Annotated in this window: 25 protein-coding genes; all 25 read right to left on the reverse strand. The window is 44.7% G+C overall.

The window, feature by feature from the left end; translation table 11 throughout:
- Positions 1–10: 10 nt before the first annotated feature.
- Entirely contained in the window at positions 11–796 is a 786-nt protein-coding gene (locus RF007C_RS09480; protein WP_037299357.1) for a TlyA family RNA methyltransferase, read from the reverse strand.
- Positions 783–2678 (reverse strand): 1-deoxy-D-xylulose-5-phosphate synthase, encoded by a 1896-nt coding sequence (gene dxs, locus RF007C_RS09485; protein WP_037299358.1) that lies wholly within the window; start codon positions 2676–2678, stop codon positions 783–785. The genes RF007C_RS09480 and dxs overlap by 14 nt, the downstream gene beginning before the upstream one ends.
- 39 nt (positions 2679–2717) lie before the next feature.
- The gene (locus RF007C_RS09490) at positions 2718–3608 is read right to left on the reverse strand and encodes a polyprenyl synthetase family protein (RefSeq protein WP_019678848.1); all 891 of its coding nucleotides are present in this window, start codon (positions 3606–3608) and stop codon (positions 2718–2720) included.
- A 2-nt stretch (positions 3609–3610) separates the two neighbouring features.
- Positions 3611–3814, reverse strand: a complete 204-nt coding sequence (gene xseB, locus RF007C_RS09495; RefSeq protein WP_037299360.1) for an exodeoxyribonuclease VII small subunit — start codon at positions 3812–3814, stop codon at positions 3611–3613.
- Positions 3815–3818: 4 nt separating this feature from the next.
- Positions 3819–5009 (reverse strand): exodeoxyribonuclease VII large subunit, encoded by a 1191-nt coding sequence (xseA, locus tag RF007C_RS09500; RefSeq protein ID WP_037299362.1) that lies wholly within the window; start codon positions 5007–5009, stop codon positions 3819–3821.
- Positions 5010–5957 (reverse strand): peptidase M22, encoded by a 948-nt coding sequence (locus RF007C_RS09505; RefSeq protein ID WP_037299364.1) that lies wholly within the window; start codon positions 5955–5957, stop codon positions 5010–5012. It lies immediately after the preceding gene.
- Positions 5950–6366, reverse strand: coding sequence for a transcription antitermination factor NusB (nusB, locus tag RF007C_RS09510; RefSeq protein WP_019678852.1), 417 nt, complete (start codon positions 6364–6366; stop codon positions 5950–5952). The genes RF007C_RS09505 and nusB overlap by 8 nt, the downstream gene beginning before the upstream one ends.
- Positions 6363–6812 carry a GNAT family N-acetyltransferase gene (locus RF007C_RS09515; RefSeq protein WP_037299365.1) on the reverse strand — a complete coding sequence of 150 codons (450 nt, stop codon included), beginning with the start codon at positions 6810–6812 and terminating at the stop codon, positions 6363–6365. Before RF007C_RS09515 ends, nusB begins: the two co-directional genes overlap by 4 nt.
- Positions 6809–7150 carry an Asp23/Gls24 family envelope stress response protein gene (locus RF007C_RS09520; RefSeq protein WP_019678854.1) on the reverse strand — a complete coding sequence of 114 codons (342 nt, stop codon included), beginning with the start codon at positions 7148–7150 and terminating at the stop codon, positions 6809–6811. The genes RF007C_RS09515 and RF007C_RS09520 overlap by 4 nt, the downstream gene beginning before the upstream one ends.
- A gap of 99 nt (positions 7151–7249) precedes the next feature.
- Positions 7250–7792 (reverse strand): SpoIIIAH-like family protein, encoded by a 543-nt coding sequence (locus RF007C_RS09525; RefSeq protein WP_037299367.1) that lies wholly within the window; start codon positions 7790–7792, stop codon positions 7250–7252.
- An 11-nt stretch (positions 7793–7803) separates the two neighbouring features.
- The gene (locus RF007C_RS09530; RefSeq protein WP_037299370.1) at positions 7804–8328 is read right to left on the reverse strand and encodes a hypothetical protein; all 525 of its coding nucleotides are present in this window, start codon (positions 8326–8328) and stop codon (positions 7804–7806) included.
- Positions 8315–8776 carry a hypothetical protein gene (locus RF007C_RS09535; protein WP_037299372.1) on the reverse strand — a complete coding sequence of 154 codons (462 nt, stop codon included), beginning with the start codon at positions 8774–8776 and terminating at the stop codon, positions 8315–8317. The genes RF007C_RS09530 and RF007C_RS09535 overlap by 14 nt, the downstream gene beginning before the upstream one ends.
- A gap of 1 nt (position 8777) precedes the next feature.
- On the reverse strand, positions 8778–9872 hold the full coding sequence (locus RF007C_RS09540) for a stage III sporulation protein AE (RefSeq protein WP_037299374.1): 1095 nt from the start codon (positions 9870–9872) through the stop codon (positions 8778–8780).
- A gap of 8 nt (positions 9873–9880) precedes the next feature.
- Positions 9881–10270: a stage III sporulation AC/AD family protein gene (locus RF007C_RS09545; RefSeq protein ID WP_037299376.1), complete on the reverse strand. Its 390-nt coding sequence runs from the start codon at positions 10268–10270 to the stop codon at positions 9881–9883.
- Complete coding sequence (spoIIIAC, locus tag RF007C_RS09550) at positions 10264–10461, reverse strand: stage III sporulation protein AC (protein ID WP_019678860.1); 198 nt, start codon at positions 10459–10461, stop codon at positions 10264–10266. Before spoIIIAC ends, RF007C_RS09545 begins: the two co-directional genes overlap by 7 nt.
- An 8-nt stretch (positions 10462–10469) precedes the next feature.
- Positions 10470–10973 carry a stage III sporulation protein AB gene (locus tag RF007C_RS09555; protein WP_037299378.1) on the reverse strand — a complete coding sequence of 168 codons (504 nt, stop codon included), beginning with the start codon at positions 10971–10973 and terminating at the stop codon, positions 10470–10472.
- On the reverse strand, positions 10963–11880 hold the full coding sequence (locus tag RF007C_RS09560) for a hypothetical protein (RefSeq protein WP_037299379.1): 918 nt from the start codon (positions 11878–11880) through the stop codon (positions 10963–10965). The genes RF007C_RS09555 and RF007C_RS09560 overlap by 11 nt, the downstream gene beginning before the upstream one ends.
- Before the next feature lie 117 nt (positions 11881–11997).
- Entirely contained in the window at positions 11998–12897 is a 900-nt protein-coding gene (locus RF007C_RS09565) for a carbohydrate ABC transporter permease (RefSeq protein WP_037299380.1), read from the reverse strand.
- Entirely contained in the window at positions 12894–13949 is a 1056-nt protein-coding gene (locus tag RF007C_RS09570; RefSeq protein ID WP_019678865.1) for a carbohydrate ABC transporter permease, read from the reverse strand. Before RF007C_RS09570 ends, RF007C_RS09565 begins: the two co-directional genes overlap by 4 nt.
- Positions 13950–14054: 105 nt before the next feature.
- The gene (locus tag RF007C_RS09575) at positions 14055–15521 is read right to left on the reverse strand and encodes an ABC transporter substrate-binding protein (protein ID WP_037299381.1); all 1467 of its coding nucleotides are present in this window, start codon (positions 15519–15521) and stop codon (positions 14055–14057) included.
- A gap of 678 nt (positions 15522–16199) precedes the next feature.
- A complete protein-coding gene (locus tag RF007C_RS09580; RefSeq protein ID WP_037299382.1) occupies positions 16200–19451 on the reverse strand; it encodes a C1 family peptidase in 3252 nt (1083 codons plus the stop codon).
- A 97-nt stretch (positions 19452–19548) separates the two neighbouring features.
- Positions 19549–22077 carry an AMP-binding protein gene (locus RF007C_RS09585; RefSeq protein WP_037299451.1) on the reverse strand — a complete coding sequence of 843 codons (2529 nt, stop codon included), beginning with the start codon at positions 22075–22077 and terminating at the stop codon, positions 19549–19551.
- A gap of 29 nt (positions 22078–22106) precedes the next feature.
- Positions 22107–22304, reverse strand: coding sequence for a hypothetical protein (locus tag RF007C_RS09590; RefSeq protein ID WP_037299383.1), 198 nt, complete (start codon positions 22302–22304; stop codon positions 22107–22109).
- A 12-nt stretch (positions 22305–22316) separates the two neighbouring features.
- Positions 22317–23078, reverse strand: a complete 762-nt coding sequence (locus RF007C_RS09595; RefSeq protein ID WP_037299384.1) for a YdcF family protein — start codon at positions 23076–23078, stop codon at positions 22317–22319.
- A gap of 10 nt (positions 23079–23088) precedes the next feature.
- A complete protein-coding gene (locus RF007C_RS09600) occupies positions 23089–23925 on the reverse strand; it encodes a PHP domain-containing protein (protein WP_037299385.1) in 837 nt (278 codons plus the stop codon).
- Positions 23926–24051: the final 126 nt, after the last annotated feature.

The raw sequence follows: 24051 nt of genomic DNA on the forward strand, positions 1-24051 counted from the left end.
TACGCACTCCTTATAGTTTAGTAAAAGAGCTGTCCGTCAGCTCTTTGAAATCATGTATAATATGCTCACCTGCGGACTTCCGCAACTTTACAAGATATTCTATATTGCCGCTGCCTCCTCTTACAGGAGAAAACGTGTACCTTTCCGCCGTAAATCCCAGAGAAGACGCAAAACTGTCTATCTCGGACAGAACACGGATATGTACCTTTTTATCCTTTACTATGCCTTTTTTTCCTATATCGCTCCTGCCCGCTTCAAACTGGGGCTTTATAAGAACGGCTGCACAGCCATCCTCCGCAAGGAGCTCCCAGACCTTGGGAAGAACCTTTGTAAGGGAAATAAACGACACATCGACAGAGATAAAATCTGCCTGTCCGCCAATATCCTCGGCGGTGATATCCCTTATATCGGTTCCCTCCATATTTACTACTCTTGTGTTGGATACCAGCACATCAGCAAGCTGTCCGTGTCCCACATCTACGGCATAAACCTTTTTCGCGCCGTGTCTGAGCATAAAATCGGTAAAACCGCCTGTGGAAGCTCCTATATCAAGGCATACCTTCCCTTCAATATCAAGGCCGAATTCCTCATAGGCCTTTTCAAGCTTGAAGGCGCCTCTGCCTACATATAATTCATCCTCGGAAGACTCGATAAAATCCTCCTCTGAAACATCACCAGAAGGCTTGCGTGCAATATTTCCGTTTACGGTGATGCATCCTGAGCGTATCATTTCCTTTGCACGCTCACGGCTGCGGGCTATTCCTCTTGCCACAAGCTCACTGTCAAGCCTTGCCATCGTCTTTACACCTTTCAAGTATATACTCTGTCATTTTTTCCGAGGTAAGACCGAGCTTGTCAAGACATGATCTTACGGTAGCCTGCTTTACAAAGCCGTTTGCTGTAACTCTGCTGTAATCGCCGCAGTATCCCATCTCTGAGAGTATATCTCCCACCTTTTCGGAAATACCGCCTTCGCCCATAGCCTCTTCAAAGAAAACTATATGCCTGTATGTCTTTATTTCTTCACCAAGATCATCGTCCAGAGGATATATCCTTGTGAGTTTAAGTATATCACAGGGAAAGCCCTTTTCCGCAAGAGCCCTCTGTGCGTTATAAGCCTCGTTATAGAGTCGTCCGTATGTTATCATAAGAGTACTGCTGTTGTTTTCACGAATAAAAAGGTGCTCCGTTGTAAGATGGAAGCTGCTGAAATCAACATTTTCCGCTCCTCTTGGATAGCGGACTGCCACAAGTCCCTTTTCATCATATACAGCTTTTTTCATACACATCTTCATCTCGGAATAGCAGGACGGGGAAAATATGACTGTATTCGGTATAGAAGTAAGCATTGGTACGTCAAGGAGTCCCTGATGAGTCTCACCGTCCTCACCTACTATACCCGCACGGTCAACACCGAGCACGACGTGAAGTTTACCGATAGCAACGTCATGAACAAGCTGATCGTAAGCTCTTTGCAGGAATGAAGAGTATACGGCAAAAACAGGTATCATACCCATGGAAGCCAGACCGCCTGCAAATGTAACAGCGTGCTGCTCTGCAATACCGACATCAAAAAATCTCTCGGGATGCTTGAAATGGAAGAACTGAAGACCTGTTCCGTATTTCATAGCCGCAGTTATGGCGCAGATCTTTTCGTCCTTGTCACCGATTCTGACAAGCTCCTTGCCGAATACCGTAGAATAGCTGTCAGCGGCAGCAACCTCCGGATTACCCGTAGCTATATCAAACTTTGAGATTCCGTGATATTCTCCGGGATTCTGCTCGGCAGGCATATAGCCCTTGCCCTTTACAGTCTTTACGTGAATAAATACAGGCTGATGATAGGACTTTGCCATATGGAATACCTCTTCAAGCTCTGAAAGGCTGTGACCGTTTACAGGGCCCAGGTATATAAATCCCATATCTTCAAACATAGTACTCTGCTCAAGGATATTGGATTTGACCGAGTCCTTTACGTTCTTGATACCCTTGGCTACACTGGAGCCTACAAGGGGGATATTTTTCAGACCGCGCTCAACAGCCCTCTTGGTATGAAGATACTTCTCCGTGTTTCTAAGAGAGGTAAGGTATTTGGAAAGAGCGCCCACGCTCTTGGAAATAGACATATTATTGTCATTAAGGATAACAATGAGGTTTCTCTGGCGGTCTCTTCCGCAGTTGTTCATGGCCTCATAGAACATTCCACCCGATATTGCACCGTCACCGATAACTGCTACGGCATAGTTTTCCTTGCCCTGGAGCTTCATAGCCTCTGCTATACCGCAGGCAACAGATACCGAGGTACTGCTGTGTCCGCTGATAAAAGTATCATGCTCCGATTCCTCAGGCTTCGGAAATCCTGATATTCCGCCCTCCTGACGAAGAGTTGAAAAACGTTCAAGTCTGCCTGTCAGTATTTTATGCGTGTAGGACTGATGTCCCACATCCCATACTATCTTATCATCAGGCGAATTGAAATTGCGGTGTATAGCCATAGTAAGCTCCACAGCACCAAGATTCGATGCAAGATGCCCGCCTGTCTTTGAAACGGTAGATATAAGAAGATTTCTTATCTCCTTGCATAGTGAAGCACACTGTGCAAGGGAAAGTTTTTTAAGATCCTGAGGAAGCTCAAGTTCCTCAAGAGTTACTTTTTCATTATTTATATTTTCCTTCATTTTTGCGCAACGCGGAGAAAGCTCCGCAGCTCCTTTGCATTAATTCTTTCTTTTCAGAAGCATTTCCGTCAGTTCTGTGAGGAAAGCATCGTTTCCGAATTTTTCAAGGCAGCCGAGAGCCTCTTCTGTAACTGCATTAGCTATTTCCTGTGCTTTTTCTACGCCGTAAAGAGTAACAAATGTAGTCTTGTTCTCCTCTTCATCGCTTCCCACAGGCTTACCGAGCACCTCAGTTGTACTCGTAACGTCAAGTATATCATCAATGATCTGGAAAGCAAGTCCCAGCTTAAAGCCGTAATCGGCAGCAGCCTGTATACTTGCTTCATCAGCATCTGCACATATACATCCCATCATGCATGAAACAGCAATGAGCTGACCTGTCTTATGATGGTACATATTGCGGAGATTGGCTTCGTCAACATCGGTGCGCTCCTCATTCTCCATGTCAATGACCTGTCCGCCGCCCATTCCTTCTCTGCCTGCGCCCTTTGCAAGGCACGAAACAAGTCTTACCTTCTGCTCGGGAGAAAGCTCATTGTCATTGGCGATGACCTCAAATGGGAGCATACAAAGAGCATCACCTGCGAGAATGGCCATAGCTTCACCGAAAGCCTTATGACATGAGGGCTTTCCGCGGCGGAAATCATCGTTGTCCATAGCAGGAAGATCGTCATGTATAAGCGAAAACGTGTGTATCATCTCTATGGCAGCAGCAGGTGCAGCTGCCTTCTTATAATCACAGCCAAGAGCATTGCAGAAGGCATATACCAGCACGGGACGTATGCGCTTTCCGCCTGCTTCCAGCGAATAATTCATGGCGTCAATAAGATTTTTCTGAGCAGCCATATTTTCCGAATAAGCATTGTATTTTTTCAGATTATCCTCTGTAAAAGCTATATATTCATTTAGTTTTTCTTTAAGACCTGTCATATTCATTCCTCCGACGTAGCGTTTCCGCTGTCCTCTGTTATCTTTAGACTGGCATTGTCGAGCTGTTCTCTGCACGCCGCAGACAGCTTTACACCCTCGCCGTAAAGCTCAACAGCCTTTTCCAGCGCAATATCGCCTTTTTCAAGCTCTGAAACTATCTGTCCCAGTCTTGTTATATTATCCTCAAATGTAGCCTTTCCTTTCATTTTATCACCATTTTTCAGTTATTTCGGCTTCAGCGCCGCCGTTTCCGAAATTAACAGTTATCCTGTCGCCCTTTTTCAGCTTTTCAGAGCTGTTCAGAAGCTTATTATCTTTATATACGAGTGAATATCCTCTCGACAGTACCTTGAGCGGACTCAGGCTGTCCAGTCTTGCCGCCTTCTCGGCAAGCTGCCTTTCCAGTCTGTCCATATAACGCAGAAAAGCCGTTTCACGGCGTCTGTCAAGAGCAGTAAGCCTTTCTCCCGTAAGCTTAAGACGGTTTTCGGGAGACTGTACGGCAAGCTTCGCATTCATAGCTATGAACCTTTCCGTACATCTGTCAAGTATGGCCAGTGCAGCTTTTTCCGCTCTTTTGTCAAGTATAGAGATCTTTTCATAAAGCAAGGTAATATCGGGAGCCGAAAGCTCGGCTGCCGCTGAAGGTGTCGGCGCACGCAGATCTGCTGCAAGGTCTGCAACAGTGAAATCTGTTTCATGTCCTACCGCAGATATAACAGGAACCTTGCAGTTATATATGGCATAAGCCACCTTCTCTGTATTGAAGGCGCTCAGATCTTCACTCGAGCCGCCGCCGCGACCAACAATAATAACATCGCAGCCTGCCGCCTCGGCCTTAAGTATACCCTTGCATACGGACTCTGAAGCACCCTCGCCCTGTACCTGCGCGTTTACAGCATAAAGCTCACCGATAGGATAACGCCTTGAAAGTACATTTATTATGTCTCTGACAGCCGCTCCGCTAAGTGAGGTGACCGCACCTATCTTTTTTGGCATAGGCGGTATCGGACGTTTATGAGCAGTATCGAATATTCCTTCCTTCTGAAGCTTCTTTTTCAGCTGCTCCAGCGCAGCTCCGGCTTTTCCGGCTCCTTCGGGGATAATATCGTTTACATAGAGCTGATATGCTCCATCCCGCTCATATACTCCTATACTTCCCGAAACTATAACTGCCATGCCGTCCTCGGGCTCAAATCTGAGACGTGACGCAGTGCTTGCAAACATTACTGCTTTTACGGCACTTTCGCTATCCTTCAGCGTAAAATACACATGACCGCTTCGGAAATGCCTGACATAGTCAGAGATCTCTCCGCGGACCATTATTCCTTGTATATTTCTGTCATTTTTCAGTATGGAAGCTATATATTTATTAATCTGTGTAACTGTTATTACAGGCATTCATATTTCTCCATTGCTTTTCAGATATCCGTATATCGCCACACCTGCTGCATTATCGCAGGAAAACTGCGGCTGAGCAAAGCTTACCGACGGATAACGGGAAATTATCCTGTCACGGATAATAACATCCGACATGACTCCGCCCGCAAACACAAGAGGAAGCACTCCATACTTATTGACCACATGGTCAGTCATGGCAATTACTGTTCCGGCAATAAAATCAAGGCAAAAAGCCGCGACATTCTCGGGGCTCTCGCCATTTTTAAGCATATTTCCGCATTTGTTCTCAAGCCCCGAAAGACAGCAGCTGCCGTCTTTGAGCACAGGCTTCATCTTGTAATGCTTATCTGCACCAACTGCAAGTTTTTCAAGCTCAGCACCGCATGGGAAATGCAGTCCCAGCATAACGCCTATCCTGTCAACTGCTTGTCCCGCTTTCAGGTCGAGCGAAGTACCTATCTCTGTAATTCGCAGTATCATCTCATTGTCCGGCTCACAAAGCAGGCAGTCTGTGGTTCCTCCGCTGACATGGAAAGCGATAAAGCGTTCTCTGACAAGTGAGAGCTTATCAGCAGAATACAGTGCAGCAAGGATATGTCCGACCTGATGAGACGTCGTAAACAATTCAGCTCCGCTCACTGCGGCATATGAACGTGCAAAGCCCTCCCCGCACAGAAAGCAGGGCATATAGGAGCCCTCCGCATTGCGCGGCCTCGAAGAAGCGCTAACCGCCCTTGGCAATACACGATCTCTTCCGCTGTAAAGCTGTTCAATCATATCGGGGAGCTGCCTTGTATGATGGAATACAGCGTCACTCTGCCTGAGTCCCAACTCTCCGTCCTTTACAGGCAGAAGCTTTTTGGTATGATATATCCTCTTTTCCTCGCTGACATACACAGCTGCCGAGGTAGTATAGTTACTTGTATCTATACCGAGATATTCAGGCATCGTTGCCTGCTTTCTTCTGCTCGTCCCTTGAGAAAGCACCGAGTACGCCGTTAATAAAGGCTGTATCCTCCTGATATGTGTACATCATGGAAAGCTTTATAGCTTCACTGATAGCTGCATTCATAGGAGTCTTTTCATCATAGAGAGACTCATATATGGCAATACGAAGTATAGCCAGGTTAAGCTTTGAAATTCTACTTATACTTCTTGATTTACTGTAATTTGAAATGATACTGTCCAGCTCCTCTGCATGAGCAAGAGTTCCCTCAACGATCTTCTTCACATCGTCATTTACAGTGATCTCGTCGATCTCCTCAGCTATCTCATACAGCTCGTTTATATCATCGTCACGCAGAAGCTGTTCAAAAACCAGCTTGAATGCGCTGTCTCTTATTTCACGTCTTGTCATTTACATTCTCCTTTTATTGAACGATACATAAATATCATATCGTTGTTTCCATCAAATCCGTTCCTGCGATAAAACTTTTCACTGGGATATCCCTTTGTGGTCATAAGGGCCATTGCAACGACGCCTTCACTGCTGAGCTCCGCCCTTGCAAATTCAAGTACAGCTGTACCGATCCCCTGTCTGTGAAACTGAGGATCAACACAGAATTCATCAATAACATACTCGGGGCCATAGAGATAATCAAGCTTTCTGCCACAGAGAATAGCCTGTATTACACCGTTTTCCTCACAAATATACCCAATTGACTGAGGTGCCGACATCAGCTCTTCTATCCTTACGACTGCAAGCTCAAAAGGCCATTCCTCATTCCACGGGTCAGCTGAAAATGATGCTATGAATACGGCGGCAGCTCCATCAAGGTCTGATGTCCTGTATCTGCGGATCATTCAAATACTACTCCGCTGACTGTAACATTGACTCTTGCAACGGGAACTCCTGTCATATTCTGAACATTCTCCTTGACAACGGTCTGTACCTCCTGAGCAATATTGCAGGCTTTTTCGCCGCTCTTTACAACTATTTTCATATCAATAGCAGCAACATCGCCCATCATGCTTATTTTGATAGGACCGTTCTTTCTGAGCTTGCTCATTTTTCCCACTTCACCGCCGAGCTTTGCAACTCCCTTTACATCGAGAGCTGCAAGCTTGGAAATGGCTATAATTACGTCCTCTGATATTTTAAGTCTGCTTGCTGCCTCAGGCTTCATCTCTTCAACTTCCATAGCGGACCTCCGTTGGTACTTATTTGAGTGTAATTTTTAATCAAAACAGCGCTTACACCCTTACTATTATATTATACCAAATATTTTTGCTCAGTTCAACTATTTTACCTCAAAAATTCTGATATTTTCTGCAGGAACTTCAGTTTCACCGAGAATGATGTCTTTAATGGAGGCTGCCTGTGCCTTATCAAGCCCTTCCGTCTTGACTACTATCTTTGCATTTTTGCCGTCAAGATAGGCTACGCAGTCCTGAAAACCCTGTGCTTTTATAAGAGATTCGATAGTTCCTTCGCTTTCGATAAGCTTTGATACTTCCACAGCATCCAGAGCGTTGACTACCATTTCATCTTCGGTAACATCACCTCCGCCTATCATGGTCTGAAGAGTCTGAACTGCCTCATCTCGATCTTTCAGCTTGTCGAGCCTTGCCTGCGCAAAATAATCATCAGCCGCCAGAGGTGCCTCGGCATTTACAAATTCCGTTTCACCGTACTTAATGTCCTCTCTGAACTCGTTACCGCTGCTGTCGGGAACGATCTTAGGTGACGCTGTATAATTTATGTATACCGCCACTGCAAGCATTAATGTAAGGCAAGTCATAATAATCTGTTTTTTTCCTATTATAATAGTTGGTTTTTTCATATTTTTCTCCTTTATCTGAGTTTTGCAACAAAAATATTCGCTGTCGGAAGTCCAAGCATTGCTGAAACAGCCTTATACATCTGTTCTCGGACAACTGCACTTCCGCCGCCCTCACATAGTACAAGCGCTCCTGTAATCTCTGGAGCCTCCACTGCCTCGATCAAAGCGCTTTTATTACTGCCTCCGCCTGTCATAACATATTTTTTCTCCTCCTCCGACTTGTTGCCGGAGCGGCTCATACGCCCCTCCGTGGCATAAATATATCGCTGACTGCTGTTTACGGTAAGACATACACTCACCTCCCCTGCACCGTCTATCCTTCCGAGCTGATCCGCCAATCTTTTTTCGGTATTACGGCAAAATTCCGATGAATCATATTCGATGTGTGTGCTTTCTCTTTCAGGTAAGTCCGACCGTTTTTCAGGTATCAGTGCTGAAAGCATTATCAGCAGCATACCAGCCGCTCCACATATTACCGTAAATAAAACCCACTTTCTGCATCTCAGCAGTTCTTTAAGTTTTTCAGGCATCTTCATCGACGACCTCCGTTTCCTGTCCGAGACTTCCCCGTATAATACCTGCTGCCGAATCGTTATCCGATGTATTGATAAATACTCTATTAATAACTATGCTCCCGTTTTGAAGAATATTAACATCAGCTGCGATTTTTTCCACGTTTATCCCAGCACTTATGACCTGCGCGGTAAGGACATCTGATATATTCTTTTCCGTCTGCCTGATGATCTCTTTATCATATATCTCTTTATCATGCTCATAGGACATACTGCTGCTCCCTCCAATGTCAGGCAGACTGAATTCTCGGCCTCCTTTCATAATAACAGAACCTATTATGACCACAAGAATAAGCTTCATAACCAGTCCTGCCTGTGACTTCAGCCTTGTTCCCTCTGTCATGCTCTGTACAGCACATATACCGATACAAAGTACACATACCGTTCTGACAGCTGTTACCGTTTCTTCCATATTAGCCTCCGGAGATATTCAAAAGTATTCCTGTTGACAGTATAAACATCAATCCGTAGCAGATCAGAACGCTCTGAGCTACTGCAAGCCCGTTATCAAGGGCCTTTGCAAGCTTTGACATACTGTCCTCGGAAAAAAGCTCCGCCGCGGCAGAGACTGTCCACATTACTGCACGAAGTATGATTATATTCAGCAGAGGCGGCAGAATAATGACCGCAACCACAAAACATCCTGCCGTCCCCACTGTACTGCGTATTATCTCAAAACTGCTTCTGACTGTTGCATAAGCATCTGAAACTGCTCCGCCAACTATGGGGACACTTCCCGAAATAAGAAAACGGGCCGTTTTTGTCACTGCACCGTCCGCTTTTCCCGAGATCGTACATTTAAGCGTGAGAAATCCCGTAAAAAGAGTCATCGCAACAGTCATTCCCCATGTTATGACCTTTTTTATAAGCTGGACTATACCGCTGAAATTAATTTCTCCGGAAACACAGCCTGTTACAGAAAGCATAGTCGAAATACTGACAGATGGCATGATAAAGCTTTTTGAAAGCCATACTATCATTTCAGATGCAGCAAGTACGTATATATCATATAGTCCTGCCGAGGTCACACATCCGCAGGCAACTGTTATACCACAGAAAACAGGGATAAATACAGACACAAGCTCTCCGCAGCGTCTCACTGCTTCAAAAACGCTTTCAAAGGCGGCAACAAGAGGCTCAGAAATCAGTGTAACAGCAGAGATAGCGCAAATATAACCATAAATATCACAGTCCTTAGTGATCATCCCTCCGCCAGCATTCTTCAACACACTGGTGATAACTATTATAAGAAGTATCTTTCCAAGAAGCTTCAACGATGAAAAGGGCGTATCACCTAAACTGTCGCTAATCATACCTGCAAATCCTTTAAATGATATTCTGCTCAGTTCATCCGAGCTGTATGCTATATCATTATCAGCAAGTATATCATCAAGCTGAATACTGTATCTATCCGCCGTATCAGACATTTCTTCTGCCGAAGAATCAACAGGTATCATTATCATATAGAGAAGTGCAACAATTAACAGAATAATCAAAGATCTTTTCATAATACACCTTATAAAAGCTTTTCGATCAGTTTCAGAAAGGCATTGAATACAGGGATACTTATAGTTATTAGAGCTCCTCTTCCCCAGAGCTCGGCAGCAGATCCCATAGCACTCTCTCCGCTGTCTCTGCAAAGCTCCGCAGCAATATGCGTTATACAGCATATAGCCAGAGCCTTGAACATTACAGATATATACTCTTCGGATATTTCCGCAGCTTCCAGAATTATCCGCAGCTCTGAAACAGGTGATGCAAGCATAAGTACAAAGGCAGTAAGTACAGCAGTACATACAGCCAGCGAAACTGTCAGGGAGTGTTCCGTACAGTATTGCTTCAGTATCAGGGACAGAAGCGCACCACATACGCAGAATATCCCCACAGTTAAACAATTATCTACCATAGCCCGAAAACTGATTTGACCTTTTCAAAAAGGTCGCCTATCTCATCGATTATAACCACAAGAACAACGATTATCCCTGCAAGAGTAGTCATCATTGCCTGTTCCTCCCTTTCTGCCCTTTTCAATACAAGATTGAGCACAGCAACGATTATACCCGTCCCGGCTATTTTAAATATAAGATCAATATCCATTCCGCACCTCAGATAATAATAATACCTATCATAACACCTGCCATAACGCCCAGACTCCTGTACAGTCTGCCCTTCTGTCTATACTCAGCCATACGCTGCTCACGAAGTCCTTCCATAAGTGTGATCTGTGCCGCTATAGAGCTTATCTGCCCCTCAATGTCGGTAGTACCGAGTATATTCCCGAAGTCAATAAGAAGCTTTTTTTCTTCCGCCGGAATACCGCTTTCCGAGCTGACCGCATCTGCCCAGAGACTGCGGAAATTCACTGTTTCTGTATATATATCGGGCATTTTTCCGATGAAATGCAGCAAACCTACTCCCGTTTTTTTCAGTTCAAGCATAAGCTTGTACACATCTGCACCACTGCTTCGTATCATTATACCGCATGATCTCATTATTCTTACCGAATCATTGCATATATCTGCCCTGCTTTTCAGCCTTCCCGAGCAGCATATACCGCAGAATGAGCCGCCCAGAGCAAAGAATATTGCCGCCAGAAGCTTAAAAATCATGGTCTGCCCTCACGATCTCCCTTATTTCTCCCGGGTAAGACGCTCCGCAAAGAAAAACGATTCTGTCAATAAAACCACTTTCCAGAAGCATTGAAATAGCCTTTCTTCGACGTATTTCCTTCATATTCTCCCCGTGTGCTGTCACAATAAAACGAACTCCGCAGCCAAGTCCGCTGATAACAGCCTCAGAGTCATCGACAGAAGCTATCTCATCACATATAATAACATCAGGAGACAATGTTCGAACAGCTGAAATTATCCCGTCATGGCGACTGCGGTCAGCTATAATATCAGTCATTATACCGACGTTATGCTGCGGTTCCCCTCCGCTGACACAAGCTATCTCGTTTCTTTCATCAATAAGTGCAGTTTTATAAAAGCTCCCCGTAAGACGGCATAGATCCCTGAGAATGGTGGTTTTTCCCGAATTTACACCTCCGCATATGAGGACATTTTTATCTGATACCTGTGAAAAGAGCTTGTCTGCACAACCGAAAACGCTTCTTGATATGCGAAAATTCACGGAACAGAATTCAACCAGCACACTTGGCTCCGAGGATGAATAAACGCCGGAAATGCCAGCCCTTATACCGTTTTCAATAACAAAAAATCCAACTGACAACTGTTTCCTGCAGCTGTGAAGTGAATAATGGCACAGCCTGTCAATACAATCATTCACTTCAGAAGCTACTACTCTATATGAATCACTGTCATATACAGCCGAAAGGCCTCCATTTGCTTTCAGGAACATTATTCTATCCGCAAAAACATAGTAAACAGGTCCTTTTGACCTTAATCTTACTTCCATAAGTTCTTCCTGACATTTCTGAGTGACAGTTCTCATGAGTTGTCTCAGTTTATCGGGAACATATCTTAGTATTACCTCATAGCTTGTACTGCCTTTCATTTCATCAGCTCCTTACACTTCAATCTTATTCGTAAGAAGATGAAAATAGAACAAAAAAAGGCGCCGAAGTGCCTGAAATAAAAAACAGCACACCGAAGTGTGCTGTGATTTGTTTAATTATTCCTTAACGCCGCCGAGAGCAACACCAGCAATGATGAATCTCGAAAGGAGAACGTAAGCAATAATGATTGGAATAATAGAAAGTGCAATTGCAAGATAGATAGCACCATAATCATTGAACTTATCAGATGACTGAAGAGCAGATACCATCATAGGAAGTGTCTTCTTCTTCATATCAACGCTGATGAGGATCATGTTAGGTGTATAGAAGTTGTTCCAGCTTGCGATGAAAGCGAATATAGCCTGAACTGCTATAGCGGGTTTCATCATAGGAATTGCAATAGATAAGAAAGTCCTGAATTCGCCGCAACCATCAATTCGTGCTGCCTCAACGATATCGAGAGGGAATGACGACTTCATGTATGACCTCATGAAGTAAACAACTGCAGGAGCTGCTATTGATGGAAGTATAAGAGGCCAGTAAGTATTTGTCAGCTTAAGGTCTGACATAAAGCTTACGAAACCTGCGGATGTTACCTGCATAGGAACCATCATTACAAGGAGGATGACCGAGTAAGAAATCTCCTTGAGCTTGAAATCGTATACATGGATACCATAAGCAGTAAGTGCTGAGAAGAAAACTGTAAGGAAAGTTGAGCAGCAAGTGATGAACAAGCTGTTCTTATAACCGTGCAGTGCATTATAAGCTATTTTGTACTCAGGACTTGTAAACACCCTTTTGAAGTTCTGACCAAGATTACCGCCGGGAATAAAGCTAAGACCGTTAGCAATCTCAGTATGTGATCTTGTCGCATTTATAATGAGTATGTAAATAGGAAGCAGACATATAATTGTAAGGATCAGGAACCATATAAAGAGTATGGTAGACTTCAATTTGATCTTGAAGCTGTAATTCTCTTTAACATCTCCGTAAACGGATTTCATCTTTTTACTCATAAACTGATCCCTCCAAACTGCTTGCTTTCTCTCTTAGCCTGCTGAGCGATCTTTTTGCGCTGCTTTTTCTTAGCGATCTCATCCTTGTCACGAGTCATATAGAATGCTATAAGACCGAGTGCAAGAGTAATGAAGAAGAGCATTACAGATACAGCACCTGCATAGCCGATCTTATTCTCATTAGCCTGAGCATGGAAGTATTGGAAGATCATGACCGCCATCGTCTTAAGATGATCCTTAACGTTACCTGTCTTTGTGTACAGGAAAGGAATATCGAACATCTGAAGACCACCTATCATAGATGTGATAAGTGTATAAGCCATGATAGGAGTCAGAAGAGGAAGTGTGATCTTTCTGAATACCTGTCCGGAGCTTGCACCGTCAATACTTGCAGCTTCGAAGAGTGATGGGTTGATACCCTGAATACCTGACATGAGCATAATCATGGTATTACCGAACCACATCCATGTCTGAATGAACATAACAACTATACGCGACTGCCATACACCCTCTACAAGAGGAACAGTCGAATAGAGACCTTTACCTATAATACCACGCTTAACGATGCCGAGTTTATAGAGTATAAGGTTTACTGCGCCTGGGTTTGTTTCCGACTGACCACAGAGCTGAAGGAAAAGAACAGCAACTGAAGCAGCGGTAATGATATTAGGAAGGTACATAACAACCTTAAAGAAGCCCTTGCCCGGGATCTTTAACTGTGCTTCTGTAAACCATACAGCAAGTGAGAGTGAAAGAGCAAGCTGAGGAATGAAGTTACCAACCCAAAGAATAACTGTATTCTTCAGACATGTGAAAAAGCTCTCGTGGATAACTCTTACTTTACGTGAACCGCCAAACAGGATGTCCTTATAGTTCTGAAGTCCAACCCAATCTTCAACATTTTTACCGTTGCCGTGGAAGCTAACGATAAATGTGTTGATCAGCGGCCATAACTGGAAAAAGAAATAAACAAGAAAAAACGGCAATATAAAAATATAGCCATACTTAGCGTAGCTGATAGACTTTATACGTCTCTGCGCGCCTGATGCCATAACACACACCCTCTCGGAATAATAGTACAAATAAATATACACCTACGGAATACATAAGTATTCCGTAGGCATATTTATTACATTGTAAAGTTCAGACTTTTTTAATTAGTCATCCCACTCGAGATCGGGTACAGATTCAGCAACCTTATCCTTGAATGCTTCTACAGTCTCATCCCAAGACTTGTTGCCATCGAGGTAGTTCTCCTTAACAGCGTCAGCAAAGTTGCCCTTGATTGTTGAATCATAAGGTGTGATAAGGCCCTTGAAGTCGATGCTCTTAGCATTCTCAGCGAGCTTCTTGAAGTAGTTCTGGCCATCCTTGAAGTTGCCTGAAACAGTAGGATTGAATACTGTATCGCCAGCAATGAGGTCGTCCATAACCTGTGAGTTGTTTACATACTCAGGCTTAGCCTTAGCGTATGCAGACATCTGAGCCTCGTCAGAAGTTGCAGAGATAATGAAATCACGTGCCTCTTCACCGTTATCAGTTTCAGGGTTAACAACGATCCAAGTACCGCCCCAGTAGAAAGGAGTCGGGCCCTGGCATACTGCCCACTTACCGTACTGAGCACCATTCTCACCACCTGCAGCATCGAGGAAGAATCCGCCGAAGCCCCATGTTGATACGAAGTAGCCCATGCAGTTACCGGATACACCAGCAGCTGTCCACTCGTCTGTCCACTGGCTGTTCTTTGTAACACCGCCGCAGTCCCAGAGTTCCTTAGCTGTGTCAGCGAAGTTCTTGCAGAAGTCATCGATAACGAGCTTGTTATCTACAACCCAAGGCTGTGTACGTCCGCAAGCGAATGCCTGCCAGAGACCGCCGAGAGTATCAGCAAGAGCAACACCGCCGCTTGACTTCTCTGAAACTTCCTTAGCAGCTGCTACGAAGTTCTCCCAGTTACCGATCTTAGCGTCCATCTCGTCAGGGCTCTTAACACCAAGGTACTCCTCAGCGAGGTCAGCTCTGTAAGCGAAGCCGCCTGCTGCAGCCTGCCATGAGATACCCTTACGAACGCCGTTCTGATCCTTACCGATTTCATCTGTGTAGTTATAGATGTTAGTAAACTTGCTGTCGCCGAGACCGAGCTTGCTGAGAGCAAGTGTCTTGCTGTCATCGTTGATGTACTTAAGTGCCCAGTCAGCCTCGCAGAAGTAAACGTCGAGGTCTGAACCCTCATTGAAGAGCTGGTCATACTTTTCAGCAGCCTGGCCGCCGCCAACGTTCATGTCGATGAACTTGATGCCGTCAACCTTGTTATCAGCGAGGTCTTCAACTACTGTATCGAAGCTGAGGCCCTTCCACTGAGCGATGAGGTAAGGAACGTCATCGTGGTTCCAAGCTGCGATTGTGAATGTATCGCCGCCTGTCTTTACAGATGCATCGATTTCGTCACCGTTATCGGGCTCTGCTGTTGTTTCTTCGGGAGCAGTTGTATCCTCGGGAGTAGCAGTTGTTGTAGGCTCCTCCTTAGGAGTAGACTCCTTCTTTTCATCTCCACAGCTTGCGAATGCTGTAGCTGTCATTGCGAGTGTAGCTACTAAAGCTAAAGTTCTCTTAAGTGTGTTCATGAGATTTTTCCTCCTTAAATATCTATATTATACATCTTCGTGTATAATACTACTTAGTTTAATAATCTGCGGTAATCATAGCGGCGTATTTTCTGTCCGATGATTGTGCTCACCGCTGACTTCCTGCAGCCGTTTGTCCGCCCTTGCTTCTGTTCTCTGAAGCTATAACCAAGACGTATAGTCATCAGTTTCTTTTATGTGCTCTGCAAATGTATTTTATACTCTGCTTTATTCATCTGCCAAAGCGGCGGTGGCCAACGAATGTACTCCGCTTGTCCCGTCACAAGAGCCTTGGCAGCTCCGTAAAGTTTCATATCACATTTACTGATCTCTCAGGATACATGACCGTATGTCCTTACTCCCGATCATATCAATATTGTGCAACAATTGCTTTTGCATTTACAAATATACCGTATTTTGCGGTTAAAGTCAATATTTTGTATCGTTCCTTAATCTTTTTTGGGCGCAATGTACATTTTCAACACGTTTTTTATGTGAATAATAACATAAATCCACACCGCCGCAACAAAAAGTTACAAATCGGTAAAACAATTTTGACGTTTATTACACAAACAGCAGCATCCTCTTTTATACTATTTGCATAATAGATACAAAAAATTACACTTCTTCTGTGCACTTTTTCGGCAGATAATTCAAACATACATTCTGCTTTCACCATTAACCGGCAGCAACCGATCTTGAAGTATAAACAGCCAGTATCATTGACGCATCCACTGCATCTATCATGCCGTTTTCGTCATAGTCAGCACGCTCTGTCTCATCATTATCATACACAGTGTCTTTATTTGTGGACAGTGCTACATACATCGCGAGTACCAATGAAGCATCAACTGCATCTACCTTGCGGTCCTTGTTCACGTCGCCCTTTTCGTTTTTAAATATATAAATATTTGCTGATGCAAAGCTGCTGCCGGTTGCAGCATATCTTACAGCGTATCCGTATCCGTAGTCGATAGTATCCTTGTTTTTATATTTTGCACCATACAACGATTCGACAGCTGTATCACTGTCACCGTATCTTGATCTGAGTATTTCACGGAAAGTGCCTGGTGTGTAGCCGTAATCTTCAGCTATAGCGTCAAGCATTAAAGGTGAAATATAGTCAAACTCACCTATCTCGCACTGCTCTATCCCTTCAAACCTGTATCCCATTTCAAGATACTCAATATTCTTTATTTCCGGCGCATTTGCAGGAGCATCGGGTATCACATAGACCTCCTCCGCACTACGGAAGTGCTCACTGTCTGCTGCAAGCCTGAACTTGATATTCTCTCCGGGAATTATCGATATATAATACTGAAGGTTGTCAAGCTCCGGCAGATCTTCGCCCGAGATAACTCTTCCCGTTATCGGAGTATATTTGCCTCCGTCAACATCTCCTGTACATATCTCCATATTGGATATGAGCTTCTCCGATACAGGTCCCAGAAGCTCGTTCTTATAGTCTATGGTCATTCGGGGTATCTCAGGTCTTTCATTTATATGCAGCCTGAACTCCTCGTCGTTGGCAACAGCCGTAAGATCCTGTCCTGCATACTCCCCTATTTTTGAGCCGACCTTCAGTTCGCTGCCGTCAGGAGCAATTAGCTTGTCAACATAACTGAAGCTGATGACCTCGTTGACATAATCAAGACCTACAAGAACTCTGTTAAGATGCACGATTATCTCGTTATCTTCAAGACCCGCTCCAGTGAGCGTAAGCTTTATATCACTGTGCCCGTAATTGACATTTACGATCTCTATCGCATCAAATCCGCCGTAATACTCTCCATTGAAGTTTACTCCGTAGGTAGTTCCGGGATACAGAGTTATTTTATCTTCATACGCAGAAAGTTCTATCATATATTCTTTTTCCAATTGTTTTACTGCGTATTTCAGCTCATGCATTGAATTATCTCCGCTCGTTTTGTATCCCAGCCAGTTCAGCTCGGGAATCATCGGTCTGAAGGAACGCTCGGAAACGGCATTTAGGCTCAGATCACTTATCCGTCCTTTATACAGGTCTCCGAAATCGGTATAAGCAGCAATGGTTGTTTCCTTTTTTATCTCAATAGGAGAATCATACTCGGTATTTTCGCCGCCGTCTGCCGAATACATGATCTTTCCGTCCTTCCGGCAGTTGTAAAGCTCTACCTTTTCATCAGGACTTACAACGCCTGCATCATGGGAGAATCTTACCTTGCCTATGGGATCCCCGTACACCTTTAATGTAAGGTTGCCGAAAGTCGATTTAACATCGCCTTTTTCAAAAAGCCTTGTATAATAGCCTTCATCGACAGCCGCACTTTCCCTGAGCTCTTCATCCTCCGGCTCAAGGCCGTCATAGAGCTGGAAGATAAATGAATCCAGCAGAGCCTGCTCATCTTCTTCACTGTAAACCAATTCCTCATCGACAACATCTGTCCAGTTCTCGCCGTCTGAGCTGAAGAAGCTCTGTCCTCTTTCAGTAAGTGTACTGATCTGAGACTCCTTGGCAAGATTGCTGAGATCGGTTATCTTGCCATCGGGGTATTCTACATAGAGACTGCTTTCCAGAGGAATGACAAAAGGCGTAGACTCACAGTAAAGCTTTACCACAACGCCGAATTTGTCAGTATTTTCAATGAGAACGGGCTCATCAAGATCGATATTAACAAACCCCGTATAGTCGCATTTTCCATTTGTCACGGAGGAAGGAGTACCTGATGTGGGATCCGCATCGTCTGTCAGGCTTGTATACACTGTTATCTCATATTCCGTACCCGCATTATATATATATGTACCTATGGAACTTATCTGAGTGGGTCCTACAGATGAAAAAATATCACCCATATATGAAGGGCCGTTTATTTCCGATGAATCATAGGCAGAAAGTGTCTGTACCGGTATCAGGCTGTCATACTGGTAAATAATACTGTGCTCATCACTGTCCTGGAGCTGATATACCGCAAAATCCGAAAGGGTGCCGTCATAGTAGGAGATCCAGAGATAACCGTCATCACCGTCATCTGTTCCCCAGCTGTTTTTGCAGAGCCATGCGCCGTCTCCTTTTGGAGTATTTTTGAAATGAGCAGAAGGAAAACTGTCATCCCATCCCACAATAGTGACAGCGTGATTGGCAAATCTCGGTTTTCTTTTGGTATACGAACTGTTATACAGCCCTGACCAGTTATTAGACTTGTTTGACATATAGGAAACCGCAACAGCCTGTCCGTTATAAACAAAATCCTTTACTTCGGCGTTTATCTCGTCGAAATTGGTTCTGTCATGGTCAAAATCGAAGAGATATGCGTTTTTCAGCTGATAATCCCTCGAATAGCGCATCATATCCGTATCATACTTGCTGTCAAAGAACTTATCGTTCTGATAAGGAAGCTTCTCCTCCTTTACAGGTCCTATCCACTGTGACCAGAGATTGGCGACCATTCTTGCAGTTCCGCCCTCATTCAGGATATTCGCTGTCTTGGAGCTGAAAAGCTTTATCTGATCATCACCGTAGTATGTATAATAAGAAGAATGAAGCTCGGAAATATCGATATCCGGCTCGGAAGTTATAAGGCTCGATTCTGCGCTTTCTACCGCAGAATGTACCCAGCAGGTACCGAACTCACCCTGATCCTTTACAGAGGTTATACCGTATACCTTTCTCATGTCAAAGGAAGTGGGCATTCCGCTTGTATCTCCAACGGCACTACGCATCATGGGCGTGTACGCAGCAACAGGAGTCATACGATCATCATCGCCTCCTGTACTTTTTTTCAGTACAGGCATAGAAACACAGCCCTTCTGACATGAAGAGACTGCCTCTTTATTCTTAACAGTTACTTTTATATCGCTCTGTACCGTGGCTAGAGCAGAAAGCGGCAAGGAAAATACAGTAATAGCAGTGGATGTGATAATTGCAGCAAGCTTTCCGAATAATTTGCTCATGTTTCTCCCTCCTCAGGTGATATTATGATGATTATACCATATTTCCCGTTTTTTGTAAAGAAAAAGTCCGCACCTTAGCAAAGTGCGGACTATAATTTTATGCAGTAACTATACTGTCAGCCTTATGGAGCTTAAGTTTCTCAACCGCCTGCTCTCTCATCTTGTACTTGAGTATCTTTCCTGCTGCATTCATCGGGAAACCGTCAACGAAATCAATGTATCTCGGGCACTTATGCTTTGCCATTCTTGCAAGGCAGAAATCCTTGATCTCCTGTTCAGACGCTGTTTCTCCGTCCTGAAGAACGATACAAGCCATTATCTCCTCACCGTAATCCTCGTCGGGAACGCCAATTACCTGAACGTCCTTTACCTTGGGATATGTATAGAGGAAGTCCTCTATCTCCTTAGGATAGATATTCTCGCCTCCGCGGATTATCATATCCTTGATACGGCCTGTGATTTTGAAGTATCCGTCCTCGGAACGGCGTCTTGCAAGATCTCCGGTATGGAGCCAGCCTTCACTGTCGATAGCAGCAGCTGTTGCCTCGGGCATTTTATAGTAGCCCTTCATTATATTATAGCCTCTTGCCACGAACTCACCGTCAACATCATCAGGCACTTCCTGATTTGTCTCTGGATCGACAATACGGCACTCTACACCGAAAATCGGTCCACCTACTGTGTTTACACGCTGTTCCAGTGTGTCGGTAGTCTTGCTCATAGTTGTTGCGGGAGAAGCCTCGGTCTGACCGTAGGTTATACAGATCTCGCTCATATGCATCTTCTCGACAACTTCTTCCATTGTCTTGATAGGACACGGAGATCCTGCCATGATACCTGTTCTCATGTAGGAGAAATCAGTCTTATCGAAGTCCTCATGTCCCAGCATAGCTATGAACATGGTGGGGACACCGTGGAAGCAGGTTATCTTTTCCTTGTTGATGCAAGCCAGTCCCTTTCTCGGTGAGAAACGGGTTATAGGCGACATTGTCGTACCATGAGTCATGGAAGCGGTCATAGCCAGAACCATGCCGAAGCAGTGGAACATAGGCACCTGTATCATCATACGGTCAGCTGTGGAGAGATCCATACAGTCTCCGATAGCCTTACCGTTGTTTACTACATTATAATGTGTAAGCATTACGCCCTTTGGGAAGCCTGTGGTTCCGGAAGTGTACTGCATATTGCAGACGTCGTGGATATCTATGGTCTTTCTCACACGCTCCACCTCGCTGTAGGGCACGTTCCTGGAGAGCTCCATAGCCTGTTCCCATGTAAAGCAGCCTTTATTCTCGGAGTCAACTGTGATAACGTTCCTGAGGTAAGGAAGCTTTGCAGAATTGAGTTTACCGGGCTCGCAGGTCTCAAGCTCGGGACAGAGCTCCTTGATGATGTCAACGTAGTTGATGTTCTTTATACCGTCTATCATAACGAGAGTATTTGTATCAGACTGTTTCAGCAGATACTCAGCCTCGTGGATACGGTATTCTGTATTCATGGTAACGAGTACAGCGCCTATCTTTGTAGTAGCCCAGAAGGTAATGTACCACTGAGGAACATTTGTTGCCCAGATAGCAACATGGTCGCCCTTCTTTACTCCCATAGCAAGAAGTGAACGTGCGAATGTATCAACATCGTCACGGAACTCGGGATAGGTCCTTGTATAATCAAGCTCAGTGTAGCGGAAAGCGTACTGATTCGGGAACTGCTCACATATACGGTCCAGGATATCGGGGAAGGTATAGTTGAGTATGCGCTCCTTTGGCCATGGATACTGGCCGTCCCCTCTCATATTGGTCTGGAGAGGATGCTTATGAGACTTCTTGTAAGGAGCCATATACTCTGCAAACTGAGGTATAACGATACCTGCATCGCTGAGGTCTCTTGCCCAACGCTTTACCCATTCAAGGGAGATGTAGCCGTTGTAATTGATGGTATCAAGAGCTTCTATCATTCTCTTTACGGGAATATCTCCTGTACCCATGATACGGTACTCAACAGTGCCGTCCTCGCGCATAACACTGTCCTTGACCTGAATGTACTTTATATACTCGCCGAGGTTCGCAACGGTAGTCTCGGGAGCTTCATTATTATAGCGGTAGGGATGATGCATATCCCAGAGAGCTGCTACTTTGCGGCTCTTAACGCCATCCAGTACCTTGGCAAGTCTTGCGGTATCGGAATATACGCCGTTTGTTTCTACGAGAAGAGTTACATTGTACTCCTCTGCCACAGGAACGAGCTTCTTCAGTGCTTCAACGATATAGTCGTCATCGACATCATCTGCGGGATCCGGGTTGAGATCGGCAAGTATACGGATATAGGAAGCGCCAAGCTTCTGAGCAAGCTGAGCATAAGCCTTTATCTCGTCCTCGGCAGCCTGATATTTATCCTTGAACTTAAGGCAGGCACCGGAAGAAAGACAAGGGATCTCAAGTCCTAAAGAACGCAGCTTTTCAATGGTAGCAGGGAGCTGCTTTTCCGTAAACGGCTGAGCCTTTACTGAGAAGATCTCATTTCCGAGACCTCTGATCTCGATTCCGTCAAATTTGAAGTCCTTTGCCATGGAGTAAATGTCAGTCCATGACCATTCGGGACATGCGAGTGTTGAAAAACCAATTTTCACGTTCATCATTCCTTTGCATATTTAAAAAATTATTGTCTTTCCTTCTTATCTGTCTCACCCTGAAGTACGGCGACGATAAATCTCCCCCTGTCAAATCCTGATGATGCTATATACGCATCTGCCTGTTTTTTAGATGCGAAACGTCTTGCAAACTCTACATGATAGACGAAAAAGCGCGATGAAACAACATATGTGCCGTCAGTCAGATGCTTGATTATCCATTTCATGCAATTCCGCTCCTATCCGAAAAGCTTGTAATACGTCACTCCGAACCATTCTCTGACCCAGTAAGTGGGAAGCAGATACCATGAAGCTGTACCTGAGATGTTGCAGGCCTCTATCCCGTATTTCTCAGCTATCATTTCAGCACGTAGCTGATGGAAATTATCTGTGACTATGGTTATCTTTTCGGGAAGTCCGTTATCCTTGATGATCTTTTTGGAAAAGCGCAGGTTTTCCTCGGTATTTACAGACTTATCCTCCATAAAAATGCGTTCGGGAGCTATTCCCTTTTCCACAAGGCAATCCTTCATGCACTTTGCCTCGCTGATGATCTCGTCGCTGCCCTGCCCTCCCGATACCACAGCATATACGCCATCATGAGCGGAAAGGTATTCATAAGCGGCATCGATACGCCGGCTGAGCATAAGGCTCGGAGCTCCGTCCCTGACCTTGCAGCCGAGCACAACTACTGTTGTATTCTCGTCTTCGGGAGGATCATTGGCCTCTTTTATCATAAAAACACTTATGACAACAGCAAGAACTATCCCGAAAACCACCGCAAGCCCGGCAAGTACAAGAAATATCTTTCCCCGGGCCGAGCCCAGACACCTTTCGATAAAGGCTGAAAACCTTCCCCAGAAAAAGAAAATCAGAGAAAGTGCAGCCGATACTGCCATTCCCGCGCCGTTTCCGAGATTAATGATACCAACGAAAACAGGCGCTGCAAACAGCAGAAACAGTCCCATGAACAAAAGGGCTGGGATTATTTTTATGTCCATTTTAACCTCATCACTTCATGCTTGCAGCAAGTTTGAGTATTCTGTCAAGATTTTCCTTTGTTGTGACCTCGCTTCCCAGATGTGTAGGAACTTTATTGTAAAGTCCGTGGAAGTCCGAACCGCCAGTTTCTATGAGGCCGTATTTCTTGGCAATTGCAGAAAGCTCACTGCGGCATTTCTTGTCTGCCGAAAAATGTCCAACCTCGACGCCGTCGATCTTTCCGTTTCTTGCAAGCTCCTCAAGAAGCTCGATATTATCGTACTGTGCGGGATGAGCCATAACAGCAACTCCCTTAGCGGTATGTATCAGGTCAATAACAAAATTCACGTCAGGGTATTCGCGCTCAACATAACACGAACCATTCTTTGGATTGAAGAGCTCACGGTCAAGATCGCCGTAAAATTCAAGAGCATAGCCGTAATCAATAAGAGCACGCATAATATGCTGCTTGAATATACTCTTTGACGCAGTGGTACGCTTCAGTATGCTTTCCTGGGTAATAGGGAAATTCTCCATTACCTTCTCGATCATTTCCTTGGAGCATTCTTTTCTTATCTCGCAGGATTTCAGGCACAGACCTTCGAGCCTGTTGGGCTTTGAGGGAGCATAGCAAAGAATGTGAACCTTGCTGTTTCTTGCCTTGTCCCATGCAGAGAGCTCAACGCCGTGGAGTATCTTTACTCCTGCACGCTCGCCCAGAACATCGGCTCTTGAAAATGAAGCCATGGTATCATGGTCTGTTATCGACAACCAGTCGATGTTCATACGCTTTGCCTGTGCAATGACATCCTCAATACCAAGAGAACCATCGGAAAGCGTTGTGTGACAGTGTAAATCGCAAATCATACATAACCTTCTTTCGCCGCAAAAAAGACGCGGCAGGATTTTTTTTCATTGTATTGAAATGGCACATTTTTAGAACATAGTCGCATAAATTACCGTGATAGTAATAATAACGCTAATAATTATATC

It is taken from the genome of Ruminococcus flavefaciens 007c, assembly GCF_000571935.1.
Classification (GTDB): domain Bacteria; phylum Bacillota; class Clostridia; order Oscillospirales; family Ruminococcaceae; genus Ruminococcus; species Ruminococcus flavefaciens_F.